Here is a 21,979-nt window from a genome sequence, read left to right on the forward strand (position 1 = left end):
GATGAACCCGGTGAGGACTGCCCCCCAGACTCATCGGGTTCTCTTATGCCCTGAGGTCCGTGGCCGTGACGTGATCGTGGTCGATCACCACGACTCCTACACCTGGAACCTCGTCCACCTCCTCGCCGCGGTGACCGGTGCGCTGCCGCGGGTGGTGCAGCACGACGCAGTCTCCGCCGCCGAGGTGCTGGAGCACGAGTACGTCGTGCTCTCACCCGGTCCGGGTCGCCCGGACCGAGCCGAGGACTTCTCCGTCGGAGCCGAGGTGCTGCGCGCGGCGACGCGCCCGGTGCTGGGCGTGTGCCTGGGCATGCAGGGCCTCGTCGCGACGTACGGCGGGCGCGTGGACTACGTGACCCCCGGCCACGGAGTGGTCGCCGAGATCGAGCACGACGGCACGGGTCTGTTCGCCGGTGTGCCGGATCGGTTCGATGCCGTGCGCTATCACTCCCTGGCAGCCGTGGAGTTGCCCGACTGCCTGGAACGAACCGCCGTCGACACACGATCGGGGCTCACCATGGCGGTGCGACACCGGGACCTGCCGCTGCTCGGCGTCCAGTTCCACCCCGAGTCGATCCTCTCCGAGCACGGTGCCGCGATCGTGACGAACTTCCTGCTGACGGATGCACCGTGAACGCCGGGGGGACGGACGTCACCGACGTGTTCACCGAGGTCGTCGCCACCCACGACCGGTGCTTCTGGCTGGACGGCGGCGGCGCCCGCGGGTGGTCCGGCTCCCGGTCGATCATCGGGTGGCTCGAGGACGACGACGTGTCGTTGAGTTTCGACGCAGCGACGAGCGAGGTGACCCGCCACCAGGGCGGGGAGTCGATGGTCGTCGGCACCGACGTCTTCGCCGTCCTCGAAGCGGAGATGGGGGCCGGCCGCGCGACCGACCAGTGGTTCGGCTTCTTCGGGTACGCCGCCCGCCCCGACCTCCCCGCCCGTCCGGGTCCCGGGCCCGACGCGGTGTGGATGCGCGCCCGGCACGTGCGTTCCTTCAGCCACCCGGCCCCCGATCTGACTCCGATGACGGCGGCCGCGGTGCCTCCGGCCGGGGCCCAGGAGCCCTCACCGGCGTACGCCGAGGCCTACCGCCGGGTTCAGGAGGAGTTGCACGCCGGCAACTCCTACGAGGTGAACCTGACCTACCGCGTCCAGACCGAGAGCACGCTGGACCCCGCAGCGGCGTACCTGCGGCTGCGTGAACTCAATCCCGCGCCGTACGCCGGCTATCTGCAGCACCGTCTCCCCGACCATCCGGCCGCCTCGGTCACCCTGCTGTCGTCCTCCCCGGAGCGCTACGCGCTGATCGACGAGGACGGCCTGATCGAGACCAAACCGATCAAGGGCACCCTCCCGCGTTCGACCGACGCCGAGATCGACGCCGAGCGCCGCCACACCCTTGCCACCGACCAGAAGTTCCGCGCCGAGAACCTGATGATCGTCGACCTCCTGCGCAACGACCTGGCCATGGTCTGCGAACCAGGAACCGTCGAGGTGCCGGTCCTGATGGAGGTCGAGTCCTACGCCACCGTGCATCAACTCGTCTCGACCGTGCGGGGGAGGCTGCGACCCGAGGTGAGCACCGTGGGCGCGCTGCGCTCGCTCTTCCCCGCGGGCTCGATGACCGGGGCGCCGAAGCTGCGGACCATGCAGATCATCGACGAGGTGGAGGCGGACCCGCGCGGGGTCTACTCCGGAGCATTCGGGTGGATCTCCGGCTCCGGCGCGGCCGACCTGGGCGTGGTCATCCGGTCAGCCGTGGTGACCGACAACGGCCGGTACGTCGTGGGCACCGGCGGCGGCATCACCGTGTTGTCGGACCTCGACGAGGAGTGGGCCGAATCGGCGCTCAAGGCCGAACGGTTGCTGGCGGTCTTCGCCGGCACCTAGGGCGAGTCGGTGAGCGCGTGCTTCGAGAACTCTCCCAGGATCAGGCGTACGCCGCGGGTCAACTGCTGCTGGTCGTAGGGCTGGGGGGCCACCAGGTCGATGGTCTGGATCAGGTCGCCGTTCTGCACGAACCCGCTGAGGAAGAGTTGCTGGTCGTCGAAGTCGGTGACGATCCGGGCCGCGTCCGCTCCGGGAACGTCGACCTCCTGCACCGCCTCGGGGTCGAGTTCGGTCATCGAGGAGAAGACCGCGTCGAGTCCGTCGGGGAACAGCGAGTAGTTCGCGTCCAGCACCGGGCCGCCCTCGACCGCCGGATTGAACGCGCATCGCGGTGAGGCGGCCGACCCGTCGTCCATGGTCACCTCGGCGCCCAACTCCTCGGAGACCCGCTCGGGCACCAGCCCGTCGCAGGGGTTGAAGGTCGCCGGGGCTGCCCCTGTCTCGGCGGTGCTGGTCGGGCTGGTCGGGCTGGTCGGGCTGGTCGGGTCGGTCGGCTGGTCCGCGTCGCCGGAACACCCGGCGAGCAGCGTGCTCGCGGTGACCAGGACCAGCACGGCACTCCGCATCGACTCACGCACCGGTGACCTCCAGTTCCGGCATCACGCGCGAGCCCGGGAGACACACCGTCAGCCGCGCTCCGCCGCCGGGCGAACGGCCCGCGGTCACCTGACCGGAGTGTCGCTCCACAGCCTGGCGGACGATGGACAGACCCAGCCCCGACCCGGGCATGGACCGTGACTCGTCGGTGCGCCAGAAGCGGTCGAACACATGGGTCTCGTGCTCCTCGGGGATGCCCGGGCCCTGGTCGTCCACGGTGAGGATGGCCGCGGTCGCCTCGGCGCCGGGGGTCGGGGTGAGGCGGCACTCGACGACGCCACCGGGTGGTGACCACTTGGCGGCGTTGTCCAGGAGATTGGTCAGTGCCCGCTCGAGACTGGACGCCTCCCCGACCAGCCACCACGGTTCGGCGTACACCTCGAAGCTCACACCCGGGGCTCGCAACCGCACCCGGGCCACCGCGTGTTCGAGGGCCTCGGCCAGGTCGACGGGTTCCACGACCCGCGCCAGGGGTTCGTCGCGGGCCAACTCGACCAGGTCCCCGATCAGGGTGGTGAGCTCCACGATCTGGGCACGTACGTCGGCCAGCAGCTCGGCGTGCGACTGCGGGTCGAGCTGCATCGAGCCCTCCCCGGCCTGGGTGAGGAGGTCGATGTTGGTCCGTAGGGAGGTCAGCGGGGTGCGCAGCTCGTGGCCGGCGTCGGCGACCAGGCGCCGCTGCCGGTCCCGGGAGGCGTCCAGGGCCGTGAGCATCGTGTTGAAGGCGCTGGCCAGGCGAGCGATCTCGTCGTCCCCCTCGATGGGCAGCGGGGTCAGGTCCTCGGTGCGAGCGATGCCCTCGACCGCGGTGGTGAGTCGCCGGACCGGGCGCAGTCCGTTGCGGGCCACGAACCAGCCGGCCACCCCGGCCGCGATCACCCCAGCCAGACCGAAGATCAACAGCACGACCCCCAACTTGGCCAGCACACTCTCCTGGGAGGCGAGGGGCTGGGCGATCACCAGGGCCTCGCCGGGGGTGGGCGTCGGCACCGCCACGACCCGATAGTTCACGTCTCCGGCGGCGATGGTGCGGATGCTCGTCGGGCTGCGACCCTCGGCCACATCGAGTTCGGGACTGCCCAGGCTCAGGGCCGGTCCGGTGTCGGCGGTGTAGGTGCGCTCGCGCGTCACGAAACCGATCCGCACGTCCGCGGCACCCAGGGCCCACGAGGGCAGTTCGTAGTCACGAGCGATGGGCAGGACGCTGGATTTCGAGGCCTGTTTGGCCCGGTTGATCAGGGAGTCGTCCAGGGTCGACTGCATCTGCATCCGGGCGGTCAGGAACGCGCTCGCGGCGACGAAGGCCACCGCGACCCCGACCGCGATGGTGGTCAGCAGGATGACCCGGCTGGCCAGGGATCGGCGGTAGTGCCACCGCATCTCCAAGGGCCGGGCCGGTGCCGAGACCTCCTCGGCGGGGCGGTTCGGGGTCATGAGTCCTTCAGGACGTAGCCGACGCCACGCACGGTGTGGATCAGGCGGGGCTCGTTCTCGGCCTCGGTCTTGCGGCGCAGGTAGCCGACGTACACCTCGAGGGAGTTGGCGGTGGTGGGGAAGTCGTAGCCCCACACCTCCTCGAGGATGAACGAGCGCTCGAGCACCCGTCGAGGCCGACGCAGGAACATCTCGAGCAGGGAGAACTCGGTGCGGGTCAACTCCACCGCACGACCGTCGCGGGTGACCTCGCGGCTGGCCAGATCCATGGTGAGGTCGGCGAAGGAGAGGGTCTCCTCCTCGTCCTCGTGCGGGACGGTACGCCGCAACAGGGCGCGCAAACGGGCCAACAACTCTTGGAGGGCGAAGGGCTTGGTGAGGTAGTCGTCCGCACCGGCGTCGAGCCCCTCGACCCGGTCACCGACCGCGTCGCGGGCGGTCAACACGATGATCGGGACGTCGTTGCCGGCCGTGCGCAGGGCGCGGGTCGTCTCCAGCCCGTCCAGCCGGGGCATCATCACGTCCATCACCACGACGTCCGGGTTCACCGACCCGATCCCGGCCAGGGCCTCGGCACCGTCCCCGGCCAGGCTCACGTCGTACCCGTTGAACTCCAGGGACCGACGCAACGACTCACGCACAGCGCGGTCATCGTCGACGACCAGAACCCGCGGCTTGTCGGTGGAGGAAGTGGGAGTCACAGGGCAATGTTGCCAGGGTTGCCTGAATTGCGCCTGAGCGTCACCAGACCGCTCTCAGGCAGACCGCTCTCAGACGTAGCGCGCGGCGGTCTCGGCGGCGCGGGCGCCGTACCCGCCACCGAACAGGCAGGCGTGGACCAGCATCGGGAACAGTTGGTGCAACCCGGCGCGGTCCTCCCAGCCATCGGCGAGCGGATGCGCGTCGTGGTAGGCCTCCATCACTCGCGGCAGGTGGGGCAGACCGAACATGGCGAGCATGGCGAGGTCGACCTCACGGTGGCCGGCGTACGCCGCGGGGTCGATGACCCACACGCGACCCTCCTGGCCCCACAGGACGTTGCCGTTCCACAGGTCGCCGTGCACCAGCACCGGACCCTCCTCGGGGATGAGGCTGGTCAGGCGGGAGACCACCGACTCGATGGTGGCCCCCTGACCGGCGGTCACCGCGCCCCGGTCGCGGGCCAGTTTGAGGTAGGGCAGCAGGCGGCGGACGGCGTAGAACTCCGCCCAGGTCGGCGCGGCCTTGTTGGGCAGGGGCAGGCGGCCGATGAAGCCGTCCTGGTCGTCGCCGTACGACGCAGCCCCGGTCCGGTGGGTGACGGCGAGTTCGGTGCCGAAGGAGGCCGCGGCCTCCAGGCTGTTCCGGGCCGGCTCGACCCAGGCCACGATGAGGACCTCGTGGTCGACGGCCAGCACGTCGGGGGTTCGTACGCCGCCCTCCACCGAGCCCAGGCGCCGAAGGCCGGCTGCCTCACGGGCGAAGAAACCGGCCGGCGGGGTCGACAGGGTTTTCATCAGAGCGGTGGTGCCGTTGCTCAGCCGCAGCTTCGTCGCGGTGCAGATGTCGCCGCCAGCCACGGGCGCCGTCGCCACGACCGCAGAGCCCAGGAGCTGTTCGGCCCGGCGGGCCAGCACGGGCTGACGGGTCATCGCACTGTCCTGACGCTAGGAGGGGCCGTGCCTGGGTGGGGCGGCAACGCTCCTTCCTACCGTAGTGCCTAGGGGGAGTCCGCTTCCACGACTTCGTCTTCTGCGAGAACGCCCGGCAACTCGTTGAGCGCCGCGACCAGGACATCGGAGGCCCGCTCGACCATCTCCAGCACGTCGTGGAAACCGTCCGTCCCGCCGTAGTAGGGGTCGGGCACCTCCGCTCCGGGGTCGACCGGGTCGAAGTCCCGGAAGAGTCGGACCTGGGGTGCGCGGCCGCCGAGAGCGTGGAGGTCGGCGAGGTTCTGGCCGTCCATGGTGAGGACGAGGTCGTGGGTGTCCAACCAGGAGGCGTCGAACTGGCGGGCCCGGTGGTGCGAGGGGTCGTAACCCGCCTCGCTCAGGGTGGTGGCGGACCGGGGATCCATCGGCTTGCCCACGTGCCAGCCGGCGGTGCCGCAGGAGGAGACGGTGACCGCCGGGGCGAGTCCCGCCTGGGCCACCCGGTGGGCCAGTACGACGTGGGCCGTGGGTGAGCGGCAGATGTTGCCCAGGCAGACCAGGGCGACGGCGTACTTCCCGGCCTCTCGCGCCGGGGGCAGCGCGGGCAGCCCGGGCAGCGCGGTCACTCGGCGTCGCTGAGCGTGCGGTCGACCAGCCAGGTCACGAAGCTGATCACGATGGCGCCGCCCACCGCGGTCCAGAAGCCGTCGACCCGGAACGCGATGCCGACCTCCTTGGCGATGGCGCCGGTGGCCAACAGGAGCACGGCGTTGATGACGACCAGGAACAGCCCGAGGGTCAGAATGATGAGCGGGAACGACAGCAGCTTGATGATGGGCTTCACGAACGACGTGATGAGTCCGAGGATCAGCGCGACCAGCAGCAGCGGGACGATCTTCTCCTGCAGCTCCTCGATCCCGTTGCGGGGTCCGCGGAAGCGGATCCCGTCGAAGAGGGCCGCCGCGGCGGCGAGGGCGAGGGCGTAGCTGGCCAGCCAGGCGAAGAGTCTCGTCATCTGTTCATCCCACCACAGGGCCGGCGACCGGCCTCCTACCGACTCCTACAGACCCAGCGCGTCGATGATCGAGCGTTCGGCGTGGGCCAGATGATCGCGCAGATAGTCGCTGGCCGCGTCGACCTCGCCCGCCTCGAGCAGGGTGACCAGGGCGGTGTGGGTGTCGACCTCGTCGTGGGCGTTGCGTCGGATGCGCTCGACCTGGGCCAGGGCGAGCTTCAGCTCCACGACCAGGGCGTTGGCCGTGGCCACCAGTCGGGGGCTGCCGTTCAGGCCGACCAGGGAGACGTGGAAGGCGAGGTGGCGTTCGTTGAGTTCGCGGTAGGAGGAGCCCTCGTGCACCGCGGAGGTGTAGGCCCGCAGCGTGGTGCGGACGAGTTGCTGTTGCGCGGGTGTGGCCTTCAGCCAGCGGCGTACGCCGGCCCCCTCGAGGATCCAGCGCGCCCGGCAAACGTCGCGCACGGACTCGGCGTCGATGTTCGCCACACTCACCCCGCGGTGGGGTTCCCGGGTGGCCAAGCCCTCGGAGACGAGTCGGGTGAGGGCCTCACGGACGGTCGGTCGCGAGATGCCCAGCGAGGCGGCGATGGCCACCTCACGCAGCGGCGTACCGCTCTCGAGTTCGCCGTCGAAGATCGCGCGACGCAACTCCTCGGCAGCCCGCTCGGTGGTCGAGGAGGGCTCCAGGTTCAGCGTCCCGAACGGGCTCGCTGCGGGGCCTGGGGGATTCATGTCCCCAGTGTGCAGCCTGATGGGCCTTCTGCGCGGAAGCCCCGTGCTCGCGAGTTACAGCTGGAGTCATCCACGACCCGGCTGGGTGACCTCGTGCTGCATCCCCACAGGATCGGTCGGTACGGTCGCCGCGTGATCGAGTTCGGAGGGGTGCCCGTCATGCTCGCGGGCGTTGTGGTGTCGGGACTGGTGTTCTTCTTGCTGTACGCCGCACTGCGGGGTCGGCTCGGGGTGATGAGTGCTGCGGCGTTCGCGCTGCTGCTCTGGTCGCTGGTCGTGCTGGCCATCATCACCCTGGTCCCGGCGAACGGAGCCCCCGGAGTCGTGGCGGCCGAGGACCGGTTGATGGGGTGCTCCTTCGACCTCGGAGGACCGGCCCCTGACGGGTTCTGGATCTTCGGTGGTGGTCAGCGCCTGCTCAACACGGTCGTGTTCGTCCCCTCGGGAGTCCTCCTCGTCGTGGCCGCCGCCCGATGGCGTTCCGCGTGGGTGACGGTGCCGGTGGGGCTGACTCTGTTGGCGGCGTACTCCGTGGCGATCGAGTTCACCCAACTCGCCCTGGCTCGACTGGATCGGGCCTGCGATGTGACCGACATGGTCGACAACGCGGCCGGTGCCGCCATCGGGGTCGCCATCGGCATCCCGGTTGCCTTGGCCCTGCGCCCTTGGCGGCACCGCCCGGATTGAGCGACGGCGGGGACTACCGTGTGCGCCATGGCCCACCCTCAGCCGCAGAGCCCCCAGAGCCCCCAGAGCCCGCAACCACGCGCCACCATCGCCGACATCCCGGCCTACGTGCCTGGTCGGCCGCCCGTGGCGCGCGAGGGCCACACGACGTACAAGCTCTCCTCGAACGAGAATCCCTACCCCCCGCTGCCCGGGGTGCTCGAGGCGGCCCACGACGCCGTCGCCCAGGTCAACCGCTACCCCGACATGGGCGCGGTGGCGCTCTTCGAGGCCCTCTCGCGGCGGTTAGATGTCCCCACCGATCATCTGGCCGTCGGCACCGGGTCGGTCGCGCTGATCTACCAACTGCTCGCGGCCTTCTGCGATCCGGGCGACGAGGTGATCCACGCATGGCGGTCCTTCGAGGCCTACCCGATCGCGATCGCTGCCGCTGCCGCCGTCTCGATCAAGGTGCCGGTCACCGCCGAGGGTCGCCACGACCTCGACGCGATGGCGGCCGCGATCACCGACCGCACGAAGGTCGTGCTCGTCTGCACCCCGAACAACCCCACCGGCCCGGCGGTCACTCAAACCCAACTCGACGCCTTCCTGGCCCGGGTGCCCTCCCACGTGGTCGTCGTCGTGGATGAGGCCTACGTCGAGTTCGTGCGCAGCGATGACCCGGTCGACGGCGTCGCGACCTCCGCCCGACACGACAACGTCGTGGTGTTCCGCACCTTCTCCAAGGCCTACGGTCTGGCCGGCCTCAGGATCGGGTACGCCGTCACCCCGGCTCCGATCGCGGCGGCCCTGCGCGCGGTCTCCCTTCCGTTCGGGGTCTCCACGGTGGCCCAGGTCGCGGCCATCGCCTCGCTGGAGGCCGAGACCCACCTCCTGGCTCGGGTGGATGCGCTCGTGGGGGAGCGGGCCAGGGTGTGCGCCGCTCTGGCCGCAGCCGGGTGGAGCATCCCGGACGCGCAGGGGAACTTCGTCTGGCTGGCCCTCGGTGATCGGACCGCGGAGTTCGCTGCCGCTGCGGAGGCCGCCGGGATCGTCGTACGACCCTTCGCCGGGGAAGGGGCGCGGGTCAGCATCGGAGAACCCGAGGCCAACGACCGGCTGATCGAGGTGGCGGGAGCTTTCGGGGTCGGGACCTAGCGGCTCAGTCGGCCGCGGCCGAGGGACCCCGATCGCCAGCGGAGGAGAGGGTCACCAGTCGCGTACGACGAGGATTGGCAACCCCGCGGCCCGAGGCAGCCATGACGGGTTCGTGGGTCTCGACGAAGGCTTGGGCATAGGTCTCCGCCGACTCCTGAAGTTTTTGCTCCATGGTGATCGCCTGTCGTCCGGTGGTAGACGGGTCCCCTTCTCTCGAGTGTGGACCTCCGAATGCCCTTCTGTCGAGGGTTGACGGGCGGTTTTCGGGAGGCTCTCGAGGCAGATGCCCGGGGGATCGCGAGAGCATGACACGAATTACGGACACCGTTGTCGCGGTCTCACCGGGGATCCAAGCGTCCCCCGGCTTTCGCTCCTCACCGCACAACAGGCACTCTTGGGCCATGTCGATCAAGGTTGCCTTGGAACACCGGACCACCTACGACTTCGCCGAGCCGGTGGACATAGCCCCGCACATCGTGCGCCTGCGGCCAGCCCCACATACGCGCACGCCGATCGAGGCCTACTCCCTGAAGGTCGAGCCGGCCAACCACTTCCTGAACTGGCAGCAGGACCCGTTCGGCAACTGGATGGCCCGGTTGGTCTTCCCCGAGAAGGCCTCCCGGCTGGACATCACCGTCGGTCTGGTCGCGGACCTGATGGCGATCAACCCCTTCGACTTCTTCGTCGAGGAGTACGCCGGCCGGTTCCCCTTCACCTACGACGAGGCTCTCGCCGCGGACCTGGCGCCCTACCTGCGACCCGTCGAGGACTCCGCGGACGCCGATGCGTTCCGTCGGAGTCTGCCGCCGCTGCCCGAGGACGGTCAGGTCACCGTCAACTTCCTCGGTGACATCAACGCCGCGGTCCACCGCGCTGTCGGCTACTCGGTGCGCATGGAGGCCGGTGTCCAGACGCCCGACGACACCTTGCGGATCGGGATCGGGTCGTGTCGTGACTCGGCCTGGCTGCTGGTCGCGTTGCTGCGTCAGTACGGCCTGGCCGCCCGGTTCGTCTCCGGCTACCTGGTGCAACTCACCTCCGACCAGCAGGCGCTCGACGGCCCGAACGGCCCCTCAGCCGACTTCACCGACCTGCATGCCTGGGCCGAGGTGTTCATCCCCGGCGCCGGCTGGGTCGGCATGGACCCGACCAGCAGCCTGTTCGCCGGGCAGGGCCACATCCCGCTCAGCGCGACCCCGCACCCCCGCAACGCGGCCCCCATCGAGGGCGCCATCGGCCCCACCGAGGTCACCTTCTCCTTCCACAACGAGGTACGCCGGATCCACGAGGACCCGCGGGTGACGCTGCCCTACACCGAGGAACAGTGGGGTCGTATCGATGCGCTGGGCCAGTCGGTCGACGAGCGGCTGACCCAGGGCGACGTCCGCCTCACCATGGGTGGCGAGCCCACCTTCGTGGCGCTCGGTACCGACACCAACTCCGACACACCTCAGTGGAACACCGACGCCGACGGGCCGGAGAAGCGTGCGGCCGCCAACGTCCTGGCGGCCCGCCTGCAGGAGATCTACGCCCAGGGCGGGATCGTGCACCGCGGCCAGGGCAAGTGGTATCCCGGCGAACCGCTCCCGCGCTGGAACATCGCGCTGCAGTGGCGCACCGACGGCGTTCCGCTGTGGCAGGACCCGACCCTCTTCGACGACCCGTGGAAGACCGACGCCGCCGCAGATGGCGATCAGGCGGCAGCGCAAGAAGCAGCCGAGACCCTGGCCCGTCGGGTCACCAAGGTCCTGGGACTGCCGGAAGCGCAGTTGCGGGGTGCCTACGAGGACCCGCTGGCGGTCCTGGTCTCCCAGGTGCGTCAACCGGCCGGGGAGAAGGTCGACCCGGAGATCGAACGACTCGACGCCCACGGATTGGCCGACTTCGACGCCGAGGTCGACGTCCCGACCGGCTGGGTGCTGCCCATCACCACCGGCGAGACCGAGTGGACCAGCTCCGACTGGTCCTTCCGTCGGGGCCGCCTGGTGCTGGCCCCCGGCACGAGCCCGGTGGGCCTGCGGCTGCCCCTGGACTCGATCACCTGGACGAACCCCGACTTCACCGGGGAGCCGTCGTACCTCGAATCGGGCCCGCCGCTGAGCCCGATCGTGCGCAGCGTGGCCATCGTCGACCCCGCCAACCAGCCGCTGACCGCCCTGGCCTTCGAGGCGCGGGACGGGATCGTCCATGTCTTCCTGCCACCGACCGAGCGGTTGGAGGACTACGCCGACCTCCTGAAGTTGATCGAGGTCGCGGCTCGCAAGACCCAGACCAGGTTGGTCCTCGAGGGCTACGGCCCGCCGCCGGACCCCCGACTGACCACGCTGGTGGTGACCCCGGACCCCGGCGTCATCGAGGTCAACGTCCAGCCGACCAAGTCCTGGGGCGAGCAGCGCGACCTGCTGACCACGCTGTACGCCGAGGCGCGGCAGGCCCGGTTGACGACCGAGAAGTTCGACCACGACGGACTCCACACCGGCACCGGTGGCGGCAACCACCTCACCCTCGGTGGCGTCGAGCCGGCGCAGTCCCCGTTGCTGCGTCGCCCGGACCTGCTGGTCAGCCTGATCACCTACTGGCAGCGGCACCCGTCGTTGTCCTACCTCTTCTCCGGACGGTTCATCGGACCGACCAGCCAGGCTCCGCGCTTCGATGAGGGACGCCCCGAGGCGACCTACGAGATGGAGATCGCCTTCGCCGAGATCGCCCGGCTCACCGAGGGCCAGGACGAGGCCCGACCGTGGCTGGTCGACCGCGCGCTGCGACACCTGCTCACCGACCTGACCGGCAACACCCACCGCTCGGAGTTCTGCATCGACAAGATGTACAGCCCCGACAGCAGCCGAGGACGCCTCGGCATCCTGGAACTGCGCGGGTTCGAGATGCCGCCCCACGAGCAGATGGCGCTGGTGCAGGCGCTGCTGGTGCGCAGCCTCGTCGCGATGTTCTGGGAGCGCCCCCTCACCGCGCCGCTGGTGCGTTGGGGAACCGCCCTGCACGAGGACCACATGTTGCCGCAGGGGGCGGCTCGCGACATCGCGGCCGTCGTCGCCGATCTGCGCGCCTATGGCATCGACTTCGAGGAGAGCTGGCTCGACCCGTTCACCGAGTTCCGGTTCCCCCGGATCGGTCAGACCCGGATCGGTACCGGCGCCGGGGCAGGCGTGGAGCTCGAGCTGCGGCAGGCCATCGAGCCCTGGCACGTCCTGGGCGAGGAGGCCACCGGCAGCGGCACGGCACGGTATGTCGACTCCAGCATCGAGCGGGTCCAGATCGCGGTCCGTGGGATCGATCTGGACCGGCACCTGGTGACCTGTCAGGGTGTTCCGGTGCCTCTGACCCCCACCGGCCGCGCCGGCGAGTACTACGCCGGGGTGCGGTTCCGTGCCTGGCAGCCCTGGTCGGCGTTGCACCCCAGCATCGAGGTCCAGGCACCTCTCCACTTCGACGTCGTCGACGTGGCCAGTGCCGCCAGCCTCGGCGGGGCGACGTACCACGTGGTGCACCCCGGTGGCCGCAACTATGACCGGCCGCCGGTCAACGCGGTCGAGGCGGAGTCGCGGCGCGCGACGAAGTTCGAGGCGCGTGGGCACACCGCCGGCACCTTGGATGTGGCCGCGATGCGCGAGGCGGGTCGACGGGCCGCCAGCGACGAGTACCCCCACACGTTGGACCTGCGGCGAGCACCACGGACGTGACAGGTTTCCTGGGCGTTCCGGGCACCTCCGGTGACGGTGCGTCGCTGTTCCTTTCAGGAAGGCGCTGTGAAGCGACCCCATGGCGCTACTGAGTGACTACGCCGCTGGAGTGATGCAACCGTCGCTGGTCAGCAGCTCCGGCGACCCCGAACCGGTGCGGTACGACGAGGTCGTCAGTCCCGACGGCACCCTGCGCCCGGCCTGGAAGGGTCTGGCCGAGACGGCGATGCGTATCTCCGCCAAGGGCCTGCAACGGGTCGAGCAGGACATCGCTCGCTCCCTCGCCGATGACGGTGTCACCTACACCCGACCCGGAGGCGAGCCGATCGACTGGCGGCTGGACTCCGTTCCGCTGCTGATCGACGCCGTCTCCTGGGCGACCCTGGAGGTGGGACTCGCCCAGCGAGCCGAGCTCCTCAACGCGCTCATGATCGACCTCTACGGTCCACAGCGGATGCTGTCCTCGGGCATCTTGCCGCCGGCGGTGGTGCTCGGACACTCCGGTTTCGCGCGGGCGGTGGGTCGCGCCGCGATCGCCGACCCCCGGCCGCTGGTCTTCGTCGGCACCGACCTGGGTCGCGACGCCGAGGGACAGTGGCGGGTGCTGGCCGACCGCACCCAGGCCCCCTCGGGCATCGGCTACGCGATGGAGAACCGCAAGGTCATCTCGCGGGTGCTGCCGGATCTCTACCGCGAGGCCGGGATCCACCGGATGGAGCCCTACCTCGCGGCGCTGCGCTCGGCCCTGATGCAGTCCGCCCCGGCCGATCAGACCGACCCGCGCGTGGTCGTCCTGTCCCCGGGCTCGAGCTCCGAGACGGCCTACGACCAGTCCTTCATCGCCTCGGCGCTCGGCTTCCCCCTGGTGCAGGGAAGCGACCTCGTGGTGCGGGACGGGTGGGTGCAGATGCGTTCCCCCGAGCCGGGCGGTCGAGGTCGTCTGGAGCGGGTCGACGTCATCCTGCGCCGGGTCGACGCGAACTGGACCGACCCACTCGAGCTGCGCGGGGACAGCCGCCTCGGGGTGGCCGGTCTGGTCGAGGCGGTACGCCGCGGGCGGGTCCGGGTGGTCAACGGCCTGGGCTCCGGGGTGCTCGAGAATCCGGGGCTGCTGCCCTTCATGCCGGCTCTGTGTGAACGGCTCCTCGGTGAGCCGCTGCGCCTGGAATCACTGCCCACGTGGTGGTGCGGCGACCCCGAGTCCCTCGAGGAGGTGCTCGACAGGTGGGGGTCCGATGAGGAGTTCCTCCTGCGGACCATCGACGGACCCAGCGCCGCCCAGGCGGACCTGAGTGCCAACCAGATCCGCAAGCAGGTGCTCGACGCCCCGCACAGGTACGTCGTCCAACAGCGACTGCCGCTCTCGCAGGCCCCCACCTGGCAGGAGGCGAGCGGCGGGTACGGCGAGGGTTCGGCCGTGGCTCGGCCGCTGACCCTGCGGGCCTTCACGCTGCGCTACGGGTCGGCGTACCGTCCGTTGGTCGGTGGTCTGGCCACCGTGGTCGAGGACGGTCAGTCCACCTCGAGCAAGGATGTCTGGGTCCTCAAGGCCGACCCCGCGGACCTCGATCAGGGTCTCGCCGAGGTCCTGCCGATGACGTCGGGCCGGTCCTCGATGGTCACGGTTCCCCGCATCCTCGAGGACATGTTCTGGGTGGGCCGCTACGCGGAGCGGGCCGAGGACATGTTGCGGATGGTGTTGACCGCACACACCCTGTCCGAGGAGTTCCGCACCCGGCCGCGTTCCACCGGCGGCGCCAGCCTGAACGTGATGATGTCGGGCACCCACCGGCTCGCCGGCACGGTCGACCCGGATCTCGATGTGGAGTTCCGCTCCCTCCTGCTCGATCGCACCCGGACCGGTTCGGTGGCCCACGCGCTGGCGGGCCTGCGAGACTCCCTGTCCGGGGTGCGCGACCAGCTGTCGCTGGACACCTGGCGGGTCTTCGGGGCCACCGACCGGGCGGCCTACGACCTGCGCACCACCGACCGCAGTCAGCAGGTCGCGGACTCGGCCGGCCGGATGCTCAGCGGCATCCTGTCCCTCCAGGGTGTGACGGCGAGCATGATGCGCGACTCGGGTTGGCACATGATCGGGATCGGTCAGTCCATCGAGCGGTCTCTGCAGTTGTGCCACCTCCTGATGGCGACCACGACGACCCGGCGGGGGATCGACGTCGACCGCGAGGTGCTCAACGCCGTACTGGTCGCCTCGGAGAGCTCGGTCACCCACCGACGCACCTACCGCGGATACGTGCGCACCGGCGGGGTGCTCGAACTGCTCCTGATGGATCCGACGAACCCGCGGTCCCTGGCCTTTGCGCTCGCGGAGATCGGCAGCCACCTCGAGGCCCTGCCGTCCTCCACCGGTTCCAGCCGACCCGAGCGGCTGGTCGCCGACCTCGCGGACCTCCTGGCGGAGACCGACATCGCCACCCTGGTGGCCATCGGCGGCGTGGGACGCCCGAACCTGCGGTCGTTCCTCTACAACTTCATCCTCCAACTCGGCCGACTGTCGAACGCCGTGACCCAGGTGCACTTCGGGAGCGGCCCCGCGCCGCAGACGTTCAGCGCTCTCACCATGGTCGATTCGATCGAGAGGATCGAGCCGTGAAGTACCGCGTGTGGCACCAGACGGCGTACTCCTACGACGCCCCGGTCACCGACAGCTTCGGAAGCTGTCACGTCGTGCCTCGGACGCGGCCGTGGCAGAAGGTGCTGGAGCAGGAGGTCTCGGTGACGCCCCAGCCGGGCGACCTGACCCATTCCCTGGACTACTTCGGCAACACCTCGACGTACTTCCAGGTCACCGAACCCCACCAGGACCTGGTGATCGAGGCCACGACCCACGTCGAGGTGTCGGAGCCGGTGCACTCGGCCGAGGCGTTGCTTCGCCCGTGGGAGGACCTGCGCCCCCTGCAGCAGAGCTGTCGCTACACCGACGCCTGGAAGGTCAGCGAGTACGCCCTCGCCTCGCCTCTGGTGCGGCACGAACCGGTCGCACACGAGTACGCCGCCATCTCGCTGACCGAAGGCCGACCACTGGCCGAGGCGGCGATCGAGCTGATGAGCCGGATCTTCGCCGACTTCGAGTACGACAAGACCGCCACCTCGGTGAGCTCCACGGTCGCGGACATCATGGACAAGCGGGCCGGGGTGTGCCAGGACTTCGCCCACCTCACCCTGGCCGGGCTGCGGAGCCACGGGCTCGCCACCCGCTACATCAGCGGCTACCTGGCGACCCGACCGCCGCCTGGCAAGGACCGCGTCTTCGGCGCCGATGCGTCACACGCCTGGGTCGAGGTCTGGCTCGGTGGGAACGAGTGGCTGGCCCTGGACCCCACGAACGACCAGCTCGCGGGGGAACGCTACGTCAGCGTGGCCTTCGGCCGGGACTACGCGGACGTGCCGCCGGTCAAGGGCGTCATCTTCACCGAGGCCAAGCGTTCGACCCTTCGCGTGTCGGTCGACGTGGCGCCCCTCACGTAGGCCTCAACCCTTGGGGTGAGGGTGGATCAGGGATCCCGTGGCAGAGTTCGGTCGTGAGATCCTTCCGCTGCCGTGTGTGCGACAACCCCCTCTACTTCGAGAACTCCTTGTGCGTGTCGTGCAAGACCTCGCTGGCCTACTCGCGTGAGGAGAAGGCGATCGTCCCGGTGGACGCCCAGGGTCAGTACATCGACTCCGCGGGCAAGATCTGGCATATCTGCAAGAACCTGAACCTGTCGGGTTGCACCTGGTTGACCGAGCAGGTCAACGGTCAGTGCTTCAGCTGCGAACTGACGCGGACCCGCCCCAACAACGCCGACCTCGAGGGCCTGGCGGCCTACCCGGTGGCCGAGCAGGCCAAGCGCCGGCTCGTTGTGGAGTTGGAGGCGCAGGGTTTCCCCGTCGTCGGTCGCGACCCGAGCATCCCCGAGGACGAGGACCAGGGCCTCGGGTTCGACCTGATCAGCAACAAGACCACCGACGAGAACGTGGTCATCGGACACGCGAACGGCATCATCACCATCGACCTCGACGAGGGCGACGACGCCTACCGCGAGAAGGTGCGCGTCGACCTCGATGAGCCCTACCGGACGATGCTGGGGCACTTCCGCCACGAGATCGGCCACTACTACGAGTGGCAACTGGTGCGCGGCGACGAGCGGATGACCCGCTGCCAGGAGCTGTTCGGCGACGAGTCGCTGGACTACCAGGGCGAGATCGACCGGCACTACGCCGAGGGGCCGCCGAAGGACTGGAAGCGGAGCTACATCTCGATGTACGCCACGATGCACCCCTTCGAGGACTTCGCCGAGACGTGGGCGCATTACCTGCACATCTGCGACACCATCGAGACCGCACGCGAGTACGGCCTAGTCACCGTGGGCGAGGTGTCGTCGTTCTCGAGCTTCCGCGACGTCGTGACCGGCATCTGGATCCCGCTCTCGACCGCGCTGAACCAGATCAACCGGAGCATGGGCAAGGACGATCTCTATCCGTTCGTCATCCCCGCCCCGGTGTTGGAGAAGCTCGAGTTCGTAGCCTCGTTGTCCCCGGCTTTCACCAGCCCCAACTAACCGCTGAGTCGGCGCTAATTGACGCGTTGAGAGGACCGAGTCGGCGCGTTTCTTTCAACTGGCGCCGACTCGCCGGTTCAGTAGTTGATCGTTCATCTAAGATGGATGTATGAGTGACGCGAAGAGCGACGACCTGACCCCGACGTACGTCAAGGGTGGCAAGCCCTTCGATCGGGACATGAACTACGTCCCGGATCGCATCACGTCCGGTGCCCGCACGCCGCAGCACGGTCCCACCGAGGGTGAGTTGTGGCCGGTCGAGCCCGGCCGTTACCGGCTCATCGCCGCCAAGGCGTGTCCCTGGGCCAACCGCGCCATCATCGTGCGGAATCTGCTGGGTCTGCACGACGTGATCTCGATGGGGACCCCCGGTCCCACCCACGACCAGCGATCGTGGACCTTCGACCTCGACCCCGACGGACGCGACCCCGTGCTGGGCATCGAGCGCCTCCAGGAGGCGTACTTCGAACGCTTCCCGGACTACCCGCGTGGCATCACGGTGCCGGCGATGGTGGAGGTCGAGTCGGGCAAGTTGGTCACCAACGACTTCCCGTGGATCACCCACGACCTCTTCTTCGAGTGGTCCGACCACCACCGAGACGACGCACCCGACCTCTGGCCCGCGGAGTTCCGCGAGGAGATGGAGGAGGTCATGAAGCGGATCTTCACCGAGGTCAACAACGGTGTCTACCGATGTGGGTTCGCCGGATCGCAGGAGACCTACAACGAGGCCTACGAACGTCTCTGGGTCGCGATGGACTGGCTCGAGGAGCGACTGACCGATCGCCGCTTTCTGATGGGCGACACCATCACCGAGGCCGACGTGCGCCTGTTCACCACCCTGGTCCGCTTCGATGCGGTCTACCACAACCACTTCAAGTGCAACCGCAACAAGCTCACCGAGATGCCGGCGCTGTGGGGCTACGCCCGCGACCTGTTCCAGACGCCCGGTTTCGGCGAGACGGTCGACTTCGAGCAGATCAAGGACCACTACTACAAGGTCCACACCGACATCAATCCCTCCGCGATCGTCCCGCAGGGGCCCGATCCGACGGCGTGGAAGACCGCGCACGGGCGCGGCTGAACCCGCTACCTCACCTGGATGACTAGGTCGCCTAGTCAGTTGGGGCTATAGCGACCTGGGGTGGGCTTCCCTAGCCTCAATGGACTCGATCAGCCCGGTCGGGGGTCTCGGGATCGCCTTCGTCGAGGAGATCCATGCTCTTCCGCCCCGCGCCCCGCCTCATCAGTTGCCTGACCGGACTCGCTCTCGCCGGTGCTCTGCTCGTCGTGGCCCCTCCGGCTCAGGCGGACGTCACCGACGGCTACCTGGGCAGCGAGATCGATATCGACGTCTACGACTCCTTCGGTGACCTCAAGCGAGTTCCTGCGTGTGCCTCCTCCGCCAACGGCGACGGGACCGAGAACGAGGTCATCGACGACGGCGTGGTCCAGAGTCAGGCGCTGGACGTCACCTCCACCATCACCGAGGAGGGCCAGGCCGACCGCACCGCCCACGGGTCGACGTCGGTGGGGTCACGGTTGACCTCGACCGACGGGTCGTGGTCGACCTTCGACTTCGCCGCAGCGCTCGAGGGGCGGGTCGATCCCGCGGCCGAAGGCTCTCGGTGCATCGCGCGGCTTCAGGGCACCGTCATGGAGGAGTTCGAGTTCGACTTGACCGAGGACGGGTGGGTGAAGATCGCCTGGGACTTCGTTTCGGACGGCGTCGCCTACGCCGAATTGAACATCGGCGAGAGGCGGCCGAGAAGGGGTGGGGTCGAGTCCTACGGCAAGTACGTCGCCGGCGGGTCGGTGAGCGAGTCCAGCAGCTTTTTCATGGAGGCGGGGGAGTACTCCTTCGGCGTGTACGTCTATGGCGACGTGGCCGGCAAGCAGTTGCTGAACCGCGGGGCCACCGCGAAGGCCGAGGACCTCACGGCCTTCGAGACGTCCCTGAACCTCGCCGCTTCCTTCACTCCGGCAGGGGAGGCGCGCACCGCTCTGCAGGGCACCGGGAAGCGTTACGTCTCGGTCCCCGACGCGGTCGACTGTGAGACGAACTCGATCGCCCCGGCGATGAAGGCCAACGCGAAGAAGCTGAAGTTCGCCAAGTTCTACGTCAACGGCAAGCTGGTCGAGAAGGTGAAGAAGCCGGCGAAGAACAAGACCGTGACGCTGGGCGGTATCGACCCGTCCACTCACGCCACGGTCAAGGTCGTGGTCAAGACCAAGAAGATCGTGAAGAAGAAGAAGCGCAACGGCAAGGTGATCCGCACGGTCATCAAGCCGAAGAAGTTCACCGCCTCCCGCTCGTTCCTGGCCTGCGGGTAGGCAACCGGCTGGCAACCGCAGGGTAGGTGCTGCCAGCAATCGAACTTGGGGGATAGTCCCCCGCGGTGTGGTCGAGTTCTGCTCATTCAGAACAACCGCGCTGCGGGGGACTGTCGCAGCACCAGGGGCAACGGCAGGCCCAGAGGGTCGGGCTCCTCGGGACTCTCCTCCGGAGGGCCGTTGAAGGTGAAGGCGGTGCCGGCCCGTGGTTTGCGTCCCACCCAGCGCAGCGGTGCGGCGTACGTCGAACGCTTGGGCCGCATCTTGGAGTGGCGACTCACCTTGAAGCTCCGGGGGCACGAGCGGTCACGGCTGTAACAGGTCCAACCGTGATAGAAAACGGCCGGACCGTTGGCCAGGTCGACGATGTCGGCGCCACCGGGGCCGCAGACCTCACCCTGGACGCCACTGAGGAGTCGGTGCCGTCGGACCTTGCTCAGTCTGCCCAGCGAGCCGGCGGAGCGCCAGGAGGTGTGGTAGCCGCAGTGGGTGTAGTCGCCCTCGGAGGTGAAGAGGAAGAACCGGTGGCGGCGCTGCATGAGCACGGGATTCTCGATGGTCTGCGGCACCCGGAGGATCTCTCGGCTCTTCTTTCCGGGCATCTTCCGCAGACCGGATCCGGTCAGCCGCACCATCCGGATCGTCGACGGCTTCCCCTGGGTCTTGTAGAGCAGGTAGCGCTTACCGGAGGCCGAGACGAATGCGGAGGGGTCGATCACTCCCTTGCGGGGGAACTCCGGAGAGGCCAGGTCCCGGGCGCGGGGTGCCTTGGCTTTACGGGGGCAGACCAGCGGGTGCTTGCTCTTGTTGACGAACGGTTGCAGGGGCGTCGGGGCGACGGCGACCCCGATGCATCGGCCCTGACGGTGCAGACCCTTGACGGTGATGGAGTAGTAGAGCAGCCACTGGCCCTTGGCCTTGACGATGTCGGCCGCCCAGATCTTCCCCGTCGTGGACCAGGCAGGACGCTTCTTCAGGGCCGGACCGATGTCCCGCCAGGCGGCGCCCGGTCCGGGCAGCCAGGCCCGCGGAGCCAGGGGGCCGGTGGAGACGGCGATCAGGCCCTCGCGGAACCGCGCCACCGACGGGTCGGGGAAACTGCGCTTCTCGATGATCGGTCGGACCTCACCGGACGGGTTCGCCTCCGCAGCGGTCGGGGTGAGGCCCATCAACCCCAGAACGAGAACAAGGGCGATCCCCACCCGAGTCGCAACACGCACACAGCCTCCAACACAGCACCATCAGAACGAGGGGAATCATGTCCTGAAAGCTCGCCGCTGTCCGGCAAACGCGCCCGGATGGTCAGGCCGGGATGGTCAGGCCCGGATGATCAGGCCCGGTCGACCTCGCTGCGTAGCTTCAACACCTGGGCACCGTCGTCCTGCTCGATGAGGTACGCCGGGTCGTCGTCCGAGCCGTTGCGGGTGATCTCCGAACCACCCAGCTTCCGGGTCACCTTGGACCGATGGATCTCGCTGACCTTGCCGGACGCGTTGCCGTTGCCCCAGGACCACGACACCTCGGTACCCTCGCGAATCGTCATACGCTGAATTTAGTCGCTGGACGAACCAGCGCCTCACCCCCAACGGTGAGATCGACCTGCTCGTTGTAGAAGCACACGAGTCCGGCGATGGGGAGCAACTGGCGGGTGGGGAAGTCGTCCGCCCGGCTTCACCGCGCGTCGGCCTCGGCGGCGTCCTTGAGGCGGACCAGCGTCTTCTCGATGGCCTTCTGGGTGCCGCTGCGCAGCCTGTTCGACATCGCCGCGGCGATGAACCCCGGGTAGCGGGAGACGTCCCAGGTCTCGGTGACCGACGTGGCGCCGTCAGCGGCGGGGGCCAACTCGTAGCGCCAGCGGTGCAGACCCATGTGGCGCCAGGCGATCAGCGAGTTCGGCTCGAACTCCACGACCTTGTTCTTGATCTTGTAGGGCGCACCCATCTTCATGTCCATCCGGAACTGCGACCCCAACTTCAGGTCGGTGTCCCCGGAGACCGAACCGCGCACGGTGCCGGAGCCGTCGATACGCGGGTGTTGGGAGGGGTCGGTGAGGATCGCGAAGATCGTGCTCGCCGGAGCCTGGATGGTGGTGCTTGCAGATGCGTTGCGGTCAGCCATGGTCGAACCCTATGTCGGTGGGCCAGATTGGACTCCGCGCGTCGGGGCGCTACGGTGTCAGCGTGGCCCAGGTCACAGTCCCACCACCATCGCGACTGTGCCCCACGGGGCACAAGCAACCCACCCCGCTCGGCGGCA

21 protein-coding genes are annotated in these 21,979 nt (G+C 68.9%); 10 read left to right on the forward strand and 11 right to left on the reverse strand.

Features of this window, described 5'->3' with window-relative positions:
• The first annotated feature begins 10 nt into the window (after positions 1 to 10).
• Positions 11 to 634 (forward strand): anthranilate synthase component II, encoded by a 624-nt coding sequence (locus ACYVLV_RS16915; protein ID WP_460811760.1) that lies wholly within the window; start codon positions 11 to 13, stop codon positions 632 to 634.
• Entirely contained in the window at positions 631 to 1,896 is a 1,266-nt protein-coding gene (locus ACYVLV_RS16920; RefSeq protein ID WP_460811764.1) for an anthranilate synthase component I family protein, read from the forward strand. Before ACYVLV_RS16915 ends, ACYVLV_RS16920 begins: the two co-directional genes overlap by 4 nt.
• Here ACYVLV_RS16920 and ACYVLV_RS16925 read toward each other — a convergent pair.
• From ACYVLV_RS16925 to ACYVLV_RS16955, 7 genes are all read right to left on the reverse strand, one after another.
• On the reverse strand, positions 1,893 to 2,474 hold the full coding sequence (locus ACYVLV_RS16925) for a DUF3558 family protein (protein WP_460811768.1): 582 nt from the start codon (positions 2,472 to 2,474) through the stop codon (positions 1,893 to 1,895). The two genes, ACYVLV_RS16920 and ACYVLV_RS16925, sit on opposite strands and share 4 nt — an antisense overlap.
• Positions 2,467 to 3,927, reverse strand: coding sequence for a sensor histidine kinase (locus tag ACYVLV_RS16930; RefSeq protein ID WP_460811770.1), 1,461 nt, complete (start codon positions 3,925 to 3,927; stop codon positions 2,467 to 2,469). Before ACYVLV_RS16930 ends, ACYVLV_RS16925 begins: the two co-directional genes overlap by 8 nt.
• A complete protein-coding gene (locus ACYVLV_RS16935) occupies positions 3,924 to 4,628 on the reverse strand; it encodes a response regulator transcription factor (RefSeq protein ID WP_460811773.1) in 705 nt (234 codons plus the stop codon). The genes ACYVLV_RS16930 and ACYVLV_RS16935 overlap by 4 nt, the downstream gene beginning before the upstream one ends.
• 69 nt (positions 4,629 to 4,697) lie before the next feature.
• Entirely contained in the window at positions 4,698 to 5,558 is an 861-nt protein-coding gene (locus ACYVLV_RS16940) for a fructosamine kinase family protein (RefSeq protein WP_460811775.1), read from the reverse strand.
• A gap of 68 nt (positions 5,559 to 5,626) precedes the next feature.
• Positions 5,627 to 6,184 carry a low molecular weight protein-tyrosine-phosphatase gene (locus ACYVLV_RS16945; protein WP_460811777.1) on the reverse strand — a complete coding sequence of 186 codons (558 nt, stop codon included), beginning with the start codon at positions 6,182 to 6,184 and terminating at the stop codon, positions 5,627 to 5,629.
• A complete protein-coding gene (locus ACYVLV_RS16950; protein ID WP_460811780.1) occupies positions 6,181 to 6,573 on the reverse strand; it encodes a phage holin family protein in 393 nt (130 codons plus the stop codon). The genes ACYVLV_RS16945 and ACYVLV_RS16950 overlap by 4 nt, the downstream gene beginning before the upstream one ends.
• Positions 6,574 to 6,618: 45 nt before the next feature.
• Entirely contained in the window at positions 6,619 to 7,305 is a 687-nt protein-coding gene (locus tag ACYVLV_RS16955) for a GntR family transcriptional regulator (protein ID WP_460811782.1), read from the reverse strand.
• 132 nt (positions 7,306 to 7,437) lie between these two features.
• On the opposite strand from ACYVLV_RS16955, the gene ACYVLV_RS16960 reads away from it, so the two are divergent.
• Both ACYVLV_RS16960 and hisC read left to right on the forward strand, forming a co-directional pair.
• Entirely contained in the window at positions 7,438 to 7,992 is a 555-nt protein-coding gene (locus ACYVLV_RS16960; protein WP_460811784.1) for a VanZ family protein, read from the forward strand.
• A 27-nt stretch (positions 7,993 to 8,019) separates the two neighbouring features.
• Positions 8,020 to 9,129, forward strand: a complete 1,110-nt coding sequence (gene hisC / locus ACYVLV_RS16965) for a histidinol-phosphate transaminase (RefSeq protein ID WP_460811788.1) — start codon at positions 8,020 to 8,022, stop codon at positions 9,127 to 9,129.
• A gap of 4 nt (positions 9,130 to 9,133) precedes the next feature.
• Here the strand turns inward: hisC and ACYVLV_RS16970 are convergent, their stop codons facing one another.
• Positions 9,134 to 9,301 (reverse strand): hypothetical protein, encoded by a 168-nt coding sequence (locus ACYVLV_RS16970; RefSeq protein WP_460811791.1) that lies wholly within the window; start codon positions 9,299 to 9,301, stop codon positions 9,134 to 9,136.
• 229 nt (positions 9,302 to 9,530) lie between these two features.
• Here ACYVLV_RS16970 and ACYVLV_RS16975 point away from each other — a divergent pair, with 229 nt between their 5' ends.
• From ACYVLV_RS16975 to ACYVLV_RS17000, 6 genes are all read left to right on the forward strand, one after another.
• Positions 9,531 to 12,827: a transglutaminase family protein gene (locus ACYVLV_RS16975; RefSeq protein ID WP_460811793.1), complete on the forward strand. Its 3,297-nt coding sequence runs from the start codon at positions 9,531 to 9,533 to the stop codon at positions 12,825 to 12,827.
• 79 nt (positions 12,828 to 12,906) lie between these two features.
• Entirely contained in the window at positions 12,907 to 15,441 is a 2,535-nt protein-coding gene (locus ACYVLV_RS16980; protein ID WP_460811796.1) for a circularly permuted type 2 ATP-grasp protein, read from the forward strand.
• Positions 15,438 to 16,316: a transglutaminase family protein gene (locus tag ACYVLV_RS16985; protein ID WP_460811798.1), complete on the forward strand. Its 879-nt coding sequence runs from the start codon at positions 15,438 to 15,440 to the stop codon at positions 16,314 to 16,316. Before ACYVLV_RS16980 ends, ACYVLV_RS16985 begins: the two co-directional genes overlap by 4 nt.
• Before the next feature lie 53 nt (positions 16,317 to 16,369).
• A complete protein-coding gene (locus ACYVLV_RS16990; RefSeq protein WP_460811800.1) occupies positions 16,370 to 17,389 on the forward strand; it encodes a zinc-binding metallopeptidase family protein in 1,020 nt (339 codons plus the stop codon).
• 109 nt (positions 17,390 to 17,498) lie between these two features.
• On the forward strand, positions 17,499 to 18,473 hold the full coding sequence (locus ACYVLV_RS16995; RefSeq protein ID WP_460811804.1) for a glutathione S-transferase C-terminal domain-containing protein: 975 nt from the start codon (positions 17,499 to 17,501) through the stop codon (positions 18,471 to 18,473).
• Between the two features lie 134 nt (positions 18,474 to 18,607).
• On the forward strand, positions 18,608 to 19,723 hold the full coding sequence (locus tag ACYVLV_RS17000; protein ID WP_460811807.1) for a hypothetical protein: 1,116 nt from the start codon (positions 18,608 to 18,610) through the stop codon (positions 19,721 to 19,723).
• Positions 19,724 to 19,809: 86 nt separating this feature from the next.
• Here the strand turns inward: ACYVLV_RS17000 and ACYVLV_RS17005 are convergent, their stop codons facing one another.
• The 3 genes from ACYVLV_RS17005 to ACYVLV_RS17015 all read right to left on the reverse strand — a co-directional run bounded on the left by ACYVLV_RS17005 (position 19,810) and on the right by ACYVLV_RS17015 (position 21,841).
• Positions 19,810 to 20,943, reverse strand: coding sequence for a family 43 glycosylhydrolase (locus ACYVLV_RS17005; protein WP_460811810.1), 1,134 nt, complete (start codon positions 20,941 to 20,943; stop codon positions 19,810 to 19,812).
• Between the two features lie 110 nt (positions 20,944 to 21,053).
• A complete protein-coding gene (locus tag ACYVLV_RS17010) occupies positions 21,054 to 21,266 on the reverse strand; it encodes a hypervirulence associated TUDOR domain-containing protein (RefSeq protein ID WP_460811812.1) in 213 nt (70 codons plus the stop codon).
• Between the two features lie 128 nt (positions 21,267 to 21,394).
• The gene (locus tag ACYVLV_RS17015; protein WP_460811814.1) at positions 21,395 to 21,841 is read right to left on the reverse strand and encodes an SRPBCC family protein; all 447 of its coding nucleotides are present in this window, start codon (positions 21,839 to 21,841) and stop codon (positions 21,395 to 21,397) included.
• Positions 21,842 to 21,979 lie beyond the last annotated feature (138 nt).

The sequence above is a fragment of the Nocardioides salsibiostraticola genome, from assembly GCF_054783655.1.

Coding starts and splice junctions, on each gene's coding strand:
- ACYVLV_RS16930 (WP_460811770.1), bottom strand. CDS start 3,927: ATGACCCCGAACCGCCCCGCCGAGGAGGTCTCGGCACCGGCCCGGCCC.
- ACYVLV_RS16940 (WP_460811775.1), bottom strand. CDS start 5,558: ATGACCCGTCAGCCCGTGCTGGCCCGCCGGGCCGAACAGCTCCTGGGC.
- ACYVLV_RS16950 (WP_460811780.1), bottom strand. CDS start 6,573: ATGACGAGACTCTTCGCCTGGCTGGCCAGCTACGCCCTCGCCCTCGCC.
- ACYVLV_RS16955 (WP_460811782.1), bottom strand. CDS start 7,305: ATGAATCCCCCAGGCCCCGCAGCGAGCCCGTTCGGGACGCTGAACCTG.
- hisC (WP_460811788.1), top strand. CDS start 8,020: ATGGCCCACCCTCAGCCGCAGAGCCCCCAGAGCCCCCAGAGCCCGCAA.
- ACYVLV_RS16970 (WP_460811791.1), bottom strand. CDS start 9,301: ATGGAGCAAAAACTTCAGGAGTCGGCGGAGACCTATGCCCAAGCCTTC.
- ACYVLV_RS16975 (WP_460811793.1), top strand. CDS start 9,531: ATGTCGATCAAGGTTGCCTTGGAACACCGGACCACCTACGACTTCGCC.
- ACYVLV_RS16980 (WP_460811796.1), top strand. CDS start 12,907: ATGGCGCTACTGAGTGACTACGCCGCTGGAGTGATGCAACCGTCGCTG.
- ACYVLV_RS16995 (WP_460811804.1), top strand. CDS start 17,499: ATGAGTGACGCGAAGAGCGACGACCTGACCCCGACGTACGTCAAGGGT.
- ACYVLV_RS17000 (WP_460811807.1), top strand. CDS start 18,608: ATGCTCTTCCGCCCCGCGCCCCGCCTCATCAGTTGCCTGACCGGACTC.
- ACYVLV_RS17010 (WP_460811812.1), bottom strand. CDS start 21,266: ATGACGATTCGCGAGGGTACCGAGGTGTCGTGGTCCTGGGGCAACGGC.
- ACYVLV_RS17015 (WP_460811814.1), bottom strand. CDS start 21,841: ATGGCTGACCGCAACGCATCTGCAAGCACCACCATCCAGGCTCCGGCG.